Here is a 14223-nt window from a genome sequence, read left to right on the forward strand (position 1 = left end):
GCAATGTTTTACCCCTCGCGCGCAAGGGGACGTGCCGACGGGCGCGCGGCGCGCGCGGGCATTCGGGTAACATGGGCGCACCGCTGGCGCCCGCCGCCCGGAGCGGCTGCGAGGCATCTGCCGTGCAGCGTGCCGGTTTCCGCTGCGCGGGCGCTATCCGATTGCAGTCCGGCTGGCCCATCATGATCATTACTTCGCTGCTCGATACCGATCTGTACAAATTCACGATGATGCAGGTGGTGCTGCATCATTTCCCCGCGGCCAATGTGGAATACCGTTTCCGCTGCCGCACGCCGAACGTCGATCTCGTGCCCTACGTCGACGAGATCCGCAGCGAGATCCAGAAGCTGTGCAGGCTGCGCTTTGCCGAGACCGAACTCGAATACCTGCGCAAGATGCGCTTTATCAAGAGCGACTTCATCGACTTTCTCGCGCTCTTTCATCTCAACGAAAAGTACATCTCCGTTACGCCGTCGCCCAAGGCCAATGGCGAGATCGACATTGAGATCAAGGGGCCGTGGCTGCACACGATCCTCTTCGAAATCCCGGTGCTCGCCATCGTGAACGAGGTGTATTTCCGCAATACGCAGCACCATCCGCAGTACGAGGAGGGGCGCGAGCGTCTGCGCCACAAGATCGAGCTGCTCGGCGCGAAGCCCGAATTCGCCGACTGCAAGATCGCCGACTACGGCACGCGCCGCCGCTTCTCGAAGCGCTGGCACGAGGAGGTGATCCTCACGCTCAAGGCCGATCTGGGCGAGCAGTTCACCGGCACGAGCAATGTCTACTACGCGATGAAGCACAACCTCACGCCGCTCGGCACGATGGCGCACGAGTATCTGCAGGCGTGCCAGGCGCTCGGGCCGCGGCTGCGCGACTCGCAGATCTTCGGCTTCGAAATGTGGGCGAAGGAGTACCGCGGCGACCTCGGCATCGCGCTCTCCGACGTCTACGGCATGCGGGCATTTCTGCGCGACTTCGACATGTACTTCTGCAAGCTCTTCGACGGCGCGCGCCACGACTCGGGCGATCCGTTCGAGTGGGGCGAGCGCCTGCTCAAGCATTACGAGGACAACCGTTGCGACCCGCGCACGAAGACGATGATCTTCTCGGACGCGCTCGACATTCCCAAGGTGCTGCGCCTGTACGAGCGTTTCGGCGAGCGCTGCCGCCTCGCGTTCGGCGTGGGCACGAACCTCACCAACGACCTCGGCTATCAGCCGCTGCAGATCGTCATGAAGATGGTGCGCTGCAACGGTCAGCCCGTCGCCAAGCTCTCAGATTCGCCGGGCAAGAACATGTGCGACGACAAGGCGTATCTCGCCTATCTGCGCCAGGTGTTCGGCATCGAGCAGCCCGTGGAAGAAGAGAACGCGGGTAAGTAAGCCCATCCGGGACCCGCAAATCGGAAGGCGGCGCGCCGGTATAATCGGCGCGTCGCCTTTCTTCATCTGACGAGGACGTTCATGGACACGACGGCCGCCCGCCGCAGCATACTCGCGCGCATTCGCGCCGCGCAGGGACGCGAGGCCACGCCCGCGGCGCACGAGCGGCAAGCCGTCGCCGACTACCTCGCGCTTCATCCCGAGGGCCCGCGCCCGCCGCTCGAAGGCGACCTCGTCGCGCGCTTCGTTGGCGAGGCGCGCAAGATGTCGAGCACCGTCGAAGAAGTCCAGCAGATGGCCGACGTTCCCGCCGCCGCGCAACGCTATCTCGCCGAGCGCAATTTGCCGATGCAGGCGGTCGCGTGGCAAACGCTCGAAACATTGGATTGGGCCGGCGCGGGCCTCGCCGTTCAGTTCCGCAAACCCGAAGATCGCGATCTCGTCGGCCTGACGGGATGCTTTTGCGCGACCGCCGAAACCGGCACGCTGGTGCTTCTCTCCAGCCCGCAAACGTGGGCCTCGGGCGCACTGCTGCCCGAAACGCACATCGCTGTCGTGCCCGCTTCGCGCATCGTCGCGGGTCACGAAGACGCCTTCGCGCTCATGCGCCGCGAACGGGGGGAGCTGCCGCGCGCGGTCAATTTCGTCTCGGGGCCTTCGCGCACCGGCGACATCGAGCAGACCATCATTCTGGGTGCGCACGGGCCGTATCGCGTGCATGTGATCGTCGTGCATGGCGCGTAAGCGCAACGCGGCGACGCTCCTCGTCACGCTCGCGCTGTCCGGCACGAACGCACACGCAGCGGCGTTCGACGGCACGTCGCTCGGCCCCGCCTGGGCGCTGCCTTTCGCGGGCATGCTCCTCTCGATCGCATTCTTCCCCATGTTCGCGGCCACGTTCTGGCATCGCCACTTCGGCAAGATATCGGCCGCGTGGGCGCTTGCCTTCCTGCTGCCATTCGCGGCCACGCATGGTGCTGGCGCGACGTATCCGCTCTTCGTGCACGCCGTCGTCGAGGAATATCTTCCGTTCATCGTGTTGCTCGGCGCGCTCTACACGATCGCGGGCGGCATCTGCGTGTACGGAAATCTGCGTGGCTCGCCGCGCATGAACACGTCGATCCTCGCCCTGGGCACCGTGCTCGCAAGCGTGATGGGCACGACGGGCGCGGCGATGCTGCTGATCCGCCCGCTCCTGCGCGCGAACGACAACCGCCGGCACAACGCGCACGTGGTCGTGTTCTTCATCTTTCTCGTCGCGAACGCGGGCGGTCTGCTCACGCCGCTCGGCGATCCGCCGCTTTTCCTCGGCTTTCTGAACGGCGTGGGATTCTTCTGGACTGCTCAGCATCTCGCGCTGCCGATGCTGTTCGTCTGCGGCGTGCTGCTTGCCGTGTTTTATGCGCTCGATAGCGGGTACTTCCGCCAGGCTGGCGAAGTCCATGCGACGACGCTCGACCCGACACCGGACACAGGCAAGCTCTCCATCGGCGGCAAGGCCAATTTCGTGCTGCTCGCGCTGCTCATCGCGCTCGTGCTGATGAGCGGCGTGTGGCGTCCGGGCGTCGCTTTCGAAGTCGCTGGCGCGCAACTGCAGTTGCAGAATTTCGTGCGCGATGCGGGACTCGTTGCGCTCGCACTCATTTCGCTCGCGTTCACATCGAGAGAGGCGCGCGCCGACAACGGGTTCGAATGGGCGCCGATCGTCGAAGTGGCCAAGCTCTTCGCAGGCATTTTCGTGACGATCGCGCCGGTCATCGCGATGCTGCGCGCCGGCGAGGCGGGCGCATTCGCCGCGCTGATCCGCTTCGTGAACGACGCGCCGGGCCGCCCTAACGAAGCGATGTACTTCTGGGCGACGGGTCTGCTCTCGTCGTTTCTCGACAACGCGCCCACGTACCTCGTGTTCTTCAATCTCGCGGGCGGCGATGCCAACGCGCTCATGTCCGGCGGCGCGAAAACGCTCGCCGCGATTTCGGCGGGCGCGGTGTGGATGGGCGCGCTCACCTATATCGGCAACGCGCCGAACTTCATGGTGAAGGCCATCGCGCAGTCGCGCGGCGTGCGCATGCCGGGCTTCTTCGGCTATCTTGGCTGGTCCGGCGCGTTGCTGGCGCCGGTCTTTCTCGCGGCCACCTGGCTCTTTTTCGTTTAGCCGCCAGCGCGCGCGAGACTTCCCGAGCGCCCCGTCACGCGCAACAATGGCGGACAACGACTGAAGTGTGGAGAGCAACGATGCAAAAGATTCTCGTGGCGCGCCCGATCTTTCCCGACGTGATCGATCGGCTCAAGCAATATTTCGACGTGGACTGGAACAACGGCGAAGCGCTTTCGCCCGAGGCGCTGCACCAGCGTCTCGCCGACAAGGACGGCGCGCTCACCGCGGGCGACCCGATCGGCGCGGCCGCGCTCGCCGCCGCGCCGCGTCTGCGCGCGGTGTCGAACATGGCCGTGGGCTACAACAACTTCGACATGGCCGCGTTCAATGCGGCCAACGTGCTCGGCACCAACACGCCCGACGTGCTCAACGAAACCACGGCCGACTTCGGCTGGGCGCTGATGATGGCGGCCGCGCGCCGCGTGACGGAATCGGAGCACTTCCTGCGCGCGGGCAAGTGGGACAAGTGGTCGTTCGACGCGTTTCTCGGCTCCGACATTCATGGCGCCACGCTCGGCGTGATCGGCATGGGCCGCATCGGCCAGGCGCTTGCGCGCCGCGCGCGCGGCTTCAACATGCGCGTGGTGTATCACAACCGCTCGCGCGTCGCGCCGGAGATCGAGCGCGAACTGAACGCCGAATATCTCTCGAAGGAAGACCTGCTCAAGCAGGCCGATCACGTCGTGCTCGTGCTGCCTTATACGGCGGAAAACCATCACACGATCGGCGCCGCCGAACTCGCGCTGATGAAACCCACTGCCACGCTCACCAACGTTGCGCGCGGCGGCATCGTCGACGACGCGGCGCTCGCGCACGCGCTGCGCACGCGCCAGATCGCGGCGGCGGGCCTCGACGTGTTCGAGGGCGAGCCGCGCGTGCATCCGGCGCTGCTCGAAGTGGAGAACGTCGTGCTCACGCCGCACATTGCGAGCGCGAGCGAGGCCACGCGCCGCGCCATGGCGAACCTCGCCGCCGACAATCTCATCGCCGCGCTCGGCGAGGGGCCGCGCGCGGGCCAGCCGCCTAACCCGATCAACCCGGCCGTGCTGGGGAAAGCGCGTACATGAGTCCGTTCGCAGTGATGTCGCTGGCCGTCGTCGCGCTGGCGATCGCGTTCGTCGCGACGCTCGTGGCGCTGCTGCGCGCGCGCCACGGTCATGGCGAGGGCGATGCAGAGGCCACGCTCGACGCGCTCGATCAACTGAGCGACCGCCTCGCGGCCTCGACCGACACCCAGGCGCGCGCGGCCGAGCGCATCGAGCGCGATCTGCGCAACGAGATCGCGCGCACCGCGCAGGCGTCGCGAAGCGAGTTCGGCGGCGGTTTCGCGCAGGTGCAGCAGGCGCTCGCGGCGCAGCTCGGCAGCATCGCGAGCGTGCAGAACAGCCAGATCGACGGCTTCGCGCAGCAACTCGCCAAACTCACGGCAGCCAATACGCAGCAACTCGACGCCGTGCGCCAGAGCCTGCATCAGCAGGCCCAGCAGGCGCGCGATGAGCAGGGCGCCGCGCTGCGGCACTTCGGCTCGTTGCTCACGCAGCAACTCGGGCAGCTTACCGAGGTCAACGACCGGCGCTTCGCCGAAGTGCGCGCGACGCTCGAGCAGCGTCTGAAAGACATCGAAGCGAACAACGCGGCGAAGCTCGAAGAAATGCGCCGCACGGTCGACGAGAAGCTGCACGCCACGCTCGAACAGCGCCTTGGCGAATCGTTCAAGCTCGTTTCCGACCGGCTGGAACAGGTACATCGCGGGCTTGGCGAGATGCAGACGCTGGCGGCGGGCGTGGGCGACCTGAAGAAGGTGCTCACCAACGTGAAAACGCGCGGCACGTGGGGCGAGGTGCAGCTCGAAGCGCTGCTCGAACAGATGCTCACGTCCGACCAGTACGCGAAGAACGTGGCGACGGTGCCGAAGAGCACGGAGCGCGTGGAGTTCGCGATTCGTCTGCCTGGACGCGGCGTTGGCGCGACCGAACAGGGCGAGCCGGTCTGGCTGCCCATCGACGCGAAATTCCCGCGCGAGGACTACGAGCGCCTCATCGACGCGCAGGAGCGCGCGGACGTGCTCGCGATCGAGGAAGCCGGGCGCGCGCTGGAACTGCGCATTCGCGCGGAGGCGCGCACCATCGCCGAAAAGTACGTCGCGCCGCCGCACACGACCGACTTCGCGCTGCTATTCCTGCCGACCGAGGGGCTGTATGCCGAAATCCTGCGCCGCCCAGGCCTGACCGACATCCTGCAGCGCGACTATCGCGTGAGCGTGGCGGGGCCGACCACGCTCACCGCGCTCCTCAACAGCCTGCAGATGGGCTTCCGCACGCTCGCGATCGAACGTCGATCGAGCGAGGTGTGGCAGGTGCTGGGCGCGGTGAAGACGGAGTTCGGCAAGTTCGGCGACGTGCTCGCGCGCACGAAATCGCAGCTTGAAACCGTCACGCGTTCCATCGAGGCCGCGGAGGTGCGCACCCGCGCGATGAACCGCAAGTTGCGCGATGTCGAGGCGCTGCCGGGCGAAGCGGCGGCAAACCTGCTCGGCGATGCCTTGCGCAACGGCGAAGCGGGCAATGAAGCAGGAAGCAAAGCGGGAAGCGAAGGGGCATTCGGCGACGAGTGAGCCAAACCTGCCGCGTCAAAAGCAAACGGGCCGCCCGATTTCCAGGCGGCCCGTTCGCATTCGAGCGTGCGTGGCGCTCTGCTTATTCGCTCATCGTAACGTCTGGCGCGGCGAGCTTTTCGAGCGCGTCGCCGGTCATGCGCACCACGCGCCAGTCCGGCAGGACCGTCGCGCCCAGTTTTTCATAAAAGCCGATGGCCGGCGTGTTCCAGTCGAGCACGGTCCACTCGAAGCGGGCGCAGCCGCGCTCGACGGCAATCGCCGCGAGCGCGCGCAGCATCGCCGTGCCGAGGCCGGTGCCGCGTTGCGACGGCTGCACGTAGAGGTCTTCGAGATAAAGACCGCGGCGGCTCAGGAAGGTCGAGTAATTGTGGAAGAAGAGCGCGTAGCCGACGATGCGGCCGCCGTCGTGCGCCACCAGCGCTTCGGCGGCCGGGCGCGCGCCGAACAGGGCGTCGGCGAGGCCTTCTGCCGTGCCCGTGAAGAGGTGCGTGAGCTTTTCGAACTCGGCGAGTTCATACATCAGCGCGTGCATTGCGCCGACGTCGGCGGCCGTGGCGGCGCGGATAGTCGCGCTCATCACGCTTCCTCGGGCACGTCGGAGAGATGGATCTCGATGCCGCCGAAGCGCGAGGCCACCCAGTTGTACGCGTGGCAGGCGATCCACAGCAGGATGAAGCCGACGATCGCATTGAGCAGCAGCGCGCTGAAGATGGTCGAGAGTTCGACCGAACCATAGCGCACGAACGCCACGAGCACGCCGAGCAGCACGATAGGCACGCTGAACGTCAGGTACACGAGGATGAGCGCCTTGGCGGTCTGGCCCGCAGCGATGAACGAGATCTGTTTTTTCATAGTAGTCGGTCCGTTATGCAGGTGTGGACGTGTGGTTACGTTTGATGGCATCCGGGGCGCCGTCGCGCTAGACGAGACCATCGAACAGCATGATGTCGACAGCGTCGCCCGCGTCGAGATCGCCGGCTTCATGGGCGAGCACGATGAAGCAGTTCGCCTCGCTCATCGTGCTGAGCGCGCCCGAGCTTTGCGAGCCGGTCGGCGCGACGCGCCATTGGCCGCGCTCGTCGCGGAGCGCGAGGCCCCGCTGGAATTCGGTGCGGCCCGCGCGCTTGCGGATCGGCTGATCGCTGAGTGCGGGCACGAGCGGTACGGGTTGAGCCTGCGCGCCCGCCATCGCCATGAGGGCCGGGCGCACGATCTGGTAGAACGAGACCATCGTCGCGACCGGGTTGCCGGGCAGGCCGAACAGAAGCGCCGCGCGGCCCGCGCCCGGGCGTCCGCCCGACCAGATGCGGCCGAACGCGAGCGGGCGGCCGGGGCGCATGGCGAGACCCCAGAACGAGACGTCGCCGAGCGTTTGCAACTGGGTGCGCGTGAAATCGGCCTCGCCGACCGAGACGCCGCCGGAGGTTAGCACGACATCGGCGGTTTCGGCAGCGAGTTTCAGCGTGGCGGCCAGCGCCGCGGGGTCGTCGCGCACGACGCCGAGGTCGATCGCCTCGACGTTCAGGCGCTGGAGCATCGCGCCGAGCGCGTAGCGGTTGCTGTCGTAGATGCAGCCCGGTTCGAGCGGCTCGCCCGGCGAGCGCAATTCGTCGCCGGTCGAGAAGTAGGCCACGCGCAGACGTTGCTTGACGTTCGCCTCGACGAGGCCGAGCGAGGCCAGCAAGCCGATGTCGGACGCGCGCAGCACGCGGCCGGCCGCGAGCGCCACGCCGCCGCGCGCGAGATCCTCGCCCTTGCGGCGCGCGTTTGCGCCGCGCTTGACGGCGTTCGCTTCGAAAGCGACGACGTCGCCTTGCGCACAGACGTGTTCTTGCGGCACGACGGTGTCGCAGCCCGCGGGCATCGGCGCGCCGGTCATGATGCGCACGCATGCGCCCGCGCCGACTTCGCCCGGGTAGGCATGGCCCGCGAAGGCCTTGCCGCACACGGCGAGCGAGAGACGGCCCGAGGCGTCGGCGAGCGCCGCGCCGTCGAATGCGTAGCCGTCCATCGCGGCGTTGTCGTGCGCGGGAACGTCGATGGGCGAAGTCACGTCTTCGGCCAGCACGCGCGCGAGCGCCTCGCGCAGCGGCAGGCGTTCGGCCGCCGCAAGAGGCGTCACCCACTGCAGCACGATGGCCTGCGCGGCGCTGACGGGCAAAGCTTGCGGATCGTACTGGCTGATGCACCCGGCCTGGCCGGTGGGATGGTTAAGCGTGGTCATCGAGTGAGGAAGCGTCGCATCCGCACGGCGTGTGCGGCGATCGTCCAGGCGGGCGCGCCGGCCGTGTGCCGGGGACGGCGGCTGGCCGCGCGCCGCCCGATTGCAATTCAGGCGCGGTCGAGTTCGGCCAGTTCCTGTAAGGAATTGATATTGTAAAACGCACGTTCATCGGCAAAGGCGACTTCGGCGGCCGTGTGGCGCGCGTACCACGCACGCACCTTGCGCTCGCCGGCGGCGAGGAAGGCCGCGAGGTCGTCGGCGAGCGAGGTGCGCACGAGTGCGAATACGGGATGTAAGGAGACCTCGCCTGCGGCATTCGTCGTGGTCGCGGTCACGATTCCGGCGTGCCGCGCCAGTGCGGCATGGCCCAGACGTTCGGCGAGATCGGCGGGCAGCCAGGGCGAGTCGCACGGCGCTGTGAGGAGCCATTCGGTTCGCGCCGCGCGCAGTCCGGCAATGAGGCCCGCGAGCGGGCCGGGGAAGTCGGGCAGGGTGTCGGCGAGCACGCTCGCTCGCCACGGCGCGCCGAGGTCCGCATAAACGTCGGCATTGCGGTTCGCGCTGATCGCGAGGGCGCCCACCTGCGGCGCGAGGCGCGCGAGAACGTGCGCCGCCAGCGGTCTGCCGTGCAGCATCTGCAGCCCCTTGTCCGCGCCGCCCATGCGCTGGCCGCGGCCGCCCGCGAGCACGAGACCGGTGATCGATGCGGTGGAAACGGTGCTGGCGCTTGCCGGCGTCATGGCGTCCTAGCCGCCGATGTAGGACATTTCGATGCGCCGCTCTTCGGCGGAACCCGGCGCCTGCGCGCTCCCTCGCAATTGCGAGTAGCGGTCGGCGCGGCCTTCCCACACCTGCGCGATGGCGCCCGAGATTGCTGCGTCGGTCGCGCCGTTGCGCAGCAATGCGCGCAGGTCGTAGCCCATCGTGGCAAAGAGGCACAGGTACAGCTTGCCTTCGGTCGAAAGGCGCGCGCGCGTGCAGTCGCCGCAGAACGCGCGCGTCACGCTGGAGATCGCGCCAATCTCGCCCGCGCCGTCCGCGTAGCCCCAGCGCTGCGCCGTTTCGGCGGCGTTGTGGGGTTCCAGCGGCACAAGCGGCCAGTGCCCGGCAATGCGCGCGACGACCTCGGCCGACGGCAGCACTTCGGCCATGTTCCAGCCGTTCGAGGTGCCCACGTCCATGTACTCGATAAAGCGCAGCGTTACGCCCGTGCCGCGGAAATGCCGGGCGAGCGGCACGATCTCGCCGTCGTTCGTGCCGCGCTTGACGACCATGTTGACCTTGATCGGCGCGAGCCCCACGGCCTGGGCCGCGGCGATGCCGTCGAGCACGTCGGCCACCGCGAAGTCGGCGTCGTTCATGCGGCGAAAGAGGGCGTCGTCGAGGGCGTCGAGGCTCACTGTCACGCGCGTGAGGCCCGCGTCGCGCAGCGCGCGCGCCTTGCGGGCCAGCAGCGAGCCATTGGTGGTGAGCGTGATGTCGAGCGGCTCGCCTTCGGGCGTGCGAAGCGCGGCGAGGCGCTCGATCAGGAATTCGATGTTCTTGCGCAGCAGCGGCTCACCGCCCGTAAGCCGGATCTTGGTGACGCCGTGCGCGACGAAAAGCCGCGCGAGCCGCTCGATTTCCTCGAGCGAAAGCAGCGCGGAATGGGGCAAAAACGGGTAGTCCTTGTCGAACACCGCGCGCGGCATGCAGTACACGCAGCGGAAATTGCAGCGGTCCGTGACCGAGATGCGCAGGTCGCGCAGGGGTCTGGCGAGCGTGTCGAAGACCGCGCCGGAAGGGGCGCGCATCGCTCCCGCGGCCTGGCCGGGCAGTGCCGGCGGCAGCGATCGAACATCGGCAACGGGGATGATGCGTCGTGGCATGGTCTCTTCTTTCTCGCGTTGATTCGATTTTAGCCGAACCGGCGCGCACCGACAGACGAGGGAGAACGCTGATATATCAAAAAAAAGCCCGCCGGGAAGGGCGGGCTTTTCGGGAGCGCACCGGACTCGAGGCCGGTGCGCGGCCAGTTGCGCTTGCGGCGCTTACTGCTGGCGCGTGGTTTCGACCTGCTGCATCGGCGTGCTGTCGGCCGGCGGCAGCGGTTTGCGCTCGCGCGGCGCGCGCGCGGGCTTCACCAGTTGCGCGGCGGCTTGCTGGGCGGCGCGCAGCTTGTCGGCATCGGTATTGACCCACACGAGACCTGCCGATTCCAGCATCGGGCGCAGCGTGTCCGCCGCGGCCGGAGCCGGCGAGGGCGCCGCCGGGGCCGGACGCTGCTGCGCGGCAGGCTCGGTGATCGCGCCGACTGCCGGAGCGGCTGCCACCGCTTCCTGCGCCGGTTCCCGTTGCGCGACGGGCGCTGCCGCCGGCACTTCGGTCTGGGCGGTCTGCGGCGCTTCGACGCGGTCTTCACGCACGACAGGCAGCGCTTCGGCCTGAACCGGCTCGGCCGGGGCTGCCGGCGCGACCTGTTCGTCCACAGCCACGGGCGTCACGGGCGCGGCCGGCGTTGCCGGTGACGCGGGTTCCTCGGCCTTCGGCTCGACCACAGGCGCGGTTTCCACGTTCACCGGCGCGGCTTCGGCGGGTGCCGTAGCCCGAGCTTGCTCCGCAGCGGGCGCGACGGTTTCGACCGGCGTAGTCGTGACGGCTGCGGCGGGCACGTGCCCAGCCTCGGCGACGACGGCAGCGGCCGGCAATGCGGTCACGACGGTATCGACAACAGTCCCGGTACGGGCTTCCACAGCCGATGCTTCGTGCACTTGCGCGGCAACGGCAGGCTGCTCGATTGCCGGTTGAGCCCGTGCGGCTTCGTCCGAATCTTCCGGCGCGTCGGCGTCCGTCCCGAGGCCTGCGGCATCCGTCTCGCGCTCGCGGCGACCACCACGGCGGCCACGGCGGCGACGGCGGCGCTCTTCGCCTTCACGCGGCGAGCCTTCTTCGTCGGCACCCGCACTCACGCCTTCGGGCAGTTCGTCCATCTGCGGCGCTTCGATGCCTTCTGCGCCTGCCGATGCGGCGTCAAGACGCGCTTCCTGAGCTTCCGCCGCCTCGGCCTGCTGACGGCGGCGCGACTCGCCGCGTTCACCACGCTCGCGGCGCTCGCCACGTTCCTGGCGTTCGCCGCGTGCGGCGCCGGCTTCCGCCGTCACGTCGCCGCGTTCCTGGCCGCGCTCCACGCGCTCGATACGCTGTTCGCGCTCGGTGCGTGCTTCGCGGGTTTCACGCGGTTCACGTTGCTCGCGCGGTTCGCGTTGTTCACGCGGTTCGCGAGCGCCGCGGCCTTCGCGTGCTTCGCGCGGCTCACGGGCCTCACGGGGCTCACGTTGCTCGCGTGCTTCGCGCGGTTCGCGCTCCTCACGGCGCCCGGCTTGCTGGCCGGTGCGTGCGCCGCCCGTGGCTGCGCCTTCGCCGCGGCCTCCCGCGTCGCGGCCGCCGGAGCGGCGATTGCGATTGCGGTCGCCGCCGGACTTTTCACCGCGCTCGGTCCGCGCTTCGCGGGTCGGGCGAGCGGTCTTTTCGGGCTGGGCGACCGGTGCCGGCGCGGGGGCCGCAGCCGGCTCGCCGGTAAAGAGACGCTTGACCCAGCCGAAGAAGCCGCCGCCCGCGGGCGTGACGGCCACGGGCGCGGCCACCGGCGCTTGCGCCGGTTTGACCGGCGCGCTCGGGGCCGGACGCTCCGGCGTGATGCCCTTCACCGCGGCTTCCTGCTTGGGCTTGGCTTCGGCGGTGCGCTTGCTGTAGCCGGTTTCCGACTCCAGCTCGCGCGCCGCTTCCTCGGCCATCTTCCACGAGGCGCGCGGGTCGTCCAGACGCGCATCGTCGTGACGCAGACGCTCGAGCTTGTAGTGCGGCGTTTCCAGATGCTTGTTCGGGATCAGGACGACCGCAACCTTGAAGCGCGACTCGATCTTGTTGATTTCCGAACGCTTTTCGTTCAGCAGGAAGGCGGTCACTTCGACCGGCACCTGGCAATGGATCGCCGCGGTGTTTTCCTTCATCGCTTCTTCCTGGATGATGCGCAGGACCTGAAGCGCCGACGACTCCGTATCGCGGATATGACCCGTGCCGTTACAGCGCGGGCAGGTGACGTGGCTGCCTTCCGAGAGGGCGGGGCGCAGGCGCTGGCGCGATAGCTCCATCAGGCCGAAGCGCGAGATCTTGCCCATCTGCACGCGCGCGCGGTCGTGGCGCAGCGCGTCTTTCAGGCGCTGCTCGACTTCGCGCTGGCTCTTGGCCGACTCCATGTCGATGAAGTCGATCACGATCAGGCCGCCCAGGTCGCGCAAGCGCAACTGGCGCGCGACTTCGTCGGCGGCTTCGAGGTTGGTGCGCGCGGCGGTTTCCTCGATGTCGGCGCCCTTGGTGGCGCGCGCCGAGTTCACGTCGATGGCGACCAGCGCTTCGGTGTGGTCGATCACGATCGCGCCGCCCGAGGGCAGCGGCACCGTGCGCGAGTAGGCCGTTTCGATCTGGTGCTCGATCTGGAAACGCGAGAATAGCGGCACGTCGTCGTGATACCGCTTCACCTTGTTGACATTGTCCGGCATCACGATGTCCATGAAGGCGCGCGCCTGGTCATGGATTTCCGTGGTGTCGATGAGGATTTCGCCGATGTCGGGCTGGAAGTAGTCGCGGATCGCACGAATGACGAGGCTCGACTCCAGATAGATCAGCATGGGCTGACCCGACTGGCCGGCCTGGGACGCGGCTTCGATGGCGCGCCACAGTTGCAGCAGGTAGTTCAGGTCCCACTGGAGTTCTTCGGCGGAGCGGCCGATACCGGCCGTGCGCGCGATGATGCTCATGCCGTCCGGCAGTTGGAGCTGCGCCATGGTTTCGCGCAGTTCCTGACGGTCGTCGCCCTCGATGCGGCGCGAGACGCCGCCGCCGCGCGGGTTGTTCGGCATGAGGACGAGGTAGCGGCCGGCGAGCGAGATGAACGTGGTGAGGGCCGCGCCCTTGTTGCCGCGTTCTTCCTTCTCGACCTGAACGATCAGTTCCTGGCCTTCCTTGAGCGCGTCCTGAATGCGCGCGCCGCGCATGTCGACGCCTTCGCGGAAATACTGGCGCGCGACTTCCTTGAACGGCAGGAAGCCGTGGCGGTCTTCGCCGTAGTTGACGAAGCACGCTTCGAGCGAGGGCTCGATGCGGGTGACGATCCCCTTGTAGATATTGCCTTTGCGCTGTTCGCGCCCGGCGGTTTCGATGTCGATGTCGATGAGCTTCTGTCCATCGACGATGGCGACACGCAGTTCTTCCTGCTGTGTCGCGTTGAACAGCATTCGTTTCATTGAACGACTCCAGTGCGTTCGCGCGCGAGCCGCACGATGCGCGGCGGCGACGCCAGGCGGCATGGTGCGGGCAGCGGCGAGCCGCGCCTTATTGTGTTGTCACAAGCACGCTGGAGCGGGAACGATGGCGGGGAGAATTGCCTTTTCTGGGCGCCGGTCCGGCGTTGCGTTGCCGTGGACGGGGCCGCGTGGGCACATGCGAAATACGTCTTCAAGAAGCGAAGAGACATGTCGCGGGTTCGCGACGGCAACGTTTTCCTGCGCTTCCAGTCCATCTGGCTGCCGTGGCCGCCGATGTGCCGATGGTTGTACTCATCGTGTGCCCATCGCGTGCATTTCGCACTGGCCTTGACAGACGCCTGCCGCAGCGGCGAACCGCGCGCGCGTGCGACTGGATCAGGTTCGCGGCCTCAGGATTCAATCGGGGCCGCGCACGGGAAGCTATTCAGGAACGCCCGTCTTCCCCCTCGGGTGTCTCGCCACTTTTGACGTCGCCGTGTCCCGCACATTGCCGGGACGCTTCGGGCGCTCGCCGTATTTTCGCCACCAGCGCCTCC

Annotated in this window: 11 protein-coding genes; 5 read left to right on the top strand and 6 right to left on the bottom strand. The window is 67.8% G+C overall.

The genetic code is table 11. The features are described from left to right. Window positions 1-182 precede the first annotated feature (182 nt). The 5 genes from pncB to U5768_RS28635 all read left to right on the top strand — a co-directional run bounded on the left by pncB (window position 183) and on the right by U5768_RS28635 (window position 6157). Complete coding sequence (gene pncB / locus U5768_RS28615; RefSeq protein ID WP_322033682.1) at window positions 183-1385, top strand: nicotinate phosphoribosyltransferase; 1203 nt, start codon at window positions 183-185, stop codon at window positions 1383-1385. Between the two features lie 81 nt (window positions 1386-1466). Beyond that, window positions 1467-2129, top strand: coding sequence for a lactate utilization protein C (locus U5768_RS28620; RefSeq protein ID WP_322033683.1), 663 nt, complete (start codon window positions 1467-1469; stop codon window positions 2127-2129). Further along, a complete protein-coding gene (locus U5768_RS28625; protein WP_322033684.1) occupies window positions 2119-3540 on the top strand; it encodes a sodium:proton antiporter in 1422 nt (473 codons plus the stop codon). The genes U5768_RS28620 and U5768_RS28625 overlap by 11 nt, the downstream gene beginning before the upstream one ends. 80 nt (window positions 3541-3620) lie before the next feature. Then, a complete protein-coding gene (locus U5768_RS28630) occupies window positions 3621-4610 on the top strand; it encodes a D-glycerate dehydrogenase (RefSeq protein ID WP_322033685.1) in 990 nt (329 codons plus the stop codon). Beyond that, window positions 4607-6157 (top strand): DNA recombination protein RmuC, encoded by a 1551-nt coding sequence (locus tag U5768_RS28635; protein ID WP_322033686.1) that lies wholly within the window; start codon window positions 4607-4609, stop codon window positions 6155-6157. The genes U5768_RS28630 and U5768_RS28635 overlap by 4 nt, the downstream gene beginning before the upstream one ends. A gap of 82 nt (window positions 6158-6239) precedes the next feature. Here U5768_RS28635 and U5768_RS28640 read toward each other — a convergent pair whose 3' ends face one another. The 6 genes from U5768_RS28640 to U5768_RS28665 form a co-directional block, all read right to left on the bottom strand. Then, window positions 6240-6737, bottom strand: a complete 498-nt coding sequence (locus U5768_RS28640) for a GNAT family N-acetyltransferase (protein ID WP_322033687.1) — start codon at window positions 6735-6737, stop codon at window positions 6240-6242. Then, window positions 6737-7012 carry a hypothetical protein gene (locus tag U5768_RS28645; RefSeq protein ID WP_028212919.1) on the bottom strand — a complete coding sequence of 92 codons (276 nt, stop codon included), beginning with the start codon at window positions 7010-7012 and terminating at the stop codon, window positions 6737-6739. The genes U5768_RS28640 and U5768_RS28645 overlap by 1 nt, the downstream gene beginning before the upstream one ends. Before the next feature lie 67 nt (window positions 7013-7079). Further along, window positions 7080-8384, bottom strand: coding sequence for a gephyrin-like molybdotransferase Glp (gene glp / locus U5768_RS28650; RefSeq protein WP_322033688.1), 1305 nt, complete (start codon window positions 8382-8384; stop codon window positions 7080-7082). A gap of 107 nt (window positions 8385-8491) precedes the next feature. Then, a complete protein-coding gene (gene mobA / locus U5768_RS28655; protein WP_322033689.1) occupies window positions 8492-9124 on the bottom strand; it encodes a molybdenum cofactor guanylyltransferase MobA in 633 nt (210 codons plus the stop codon). Between the two features lie 6 nt (window positions 9125-9130). Further along, the gene (gene moaA / locus U5768_RS28660; RefSeq protein WP_322033690.1) at window positions 9131-10252 is read right to left on the bottom strand and encodes a GTP 3',8-cyclase MoaA; all 1122 of its coding nucleotides are present in this window, start codon (window positions 10250-10252) and stop codon (window positions 9131-9133) included. A 162-nt stretch (window positions 10253-10414) separates the two neighbouring features. Continuing rightward, window positions 10415-13666, bottom strand: coding sequence for an Rne/Rng family ribonuclease (locus tag U5768_RS28665; protein WP_322033691.1), 3252 nt, complete (start codon window positions 13664-13666; stop codon window positions 10415-10417). Window positions 13667-14223 lie beyond the last annotated feature (557 nt).

This window comes from Paraburkholderia sp. J76, assembly GCF_905220295.1.
GTDB lineage: Bacteria > Pseudomonadota > Gammaproteobacteria > Burkholderiales > Burkholderiaceae > Paraburkholderia.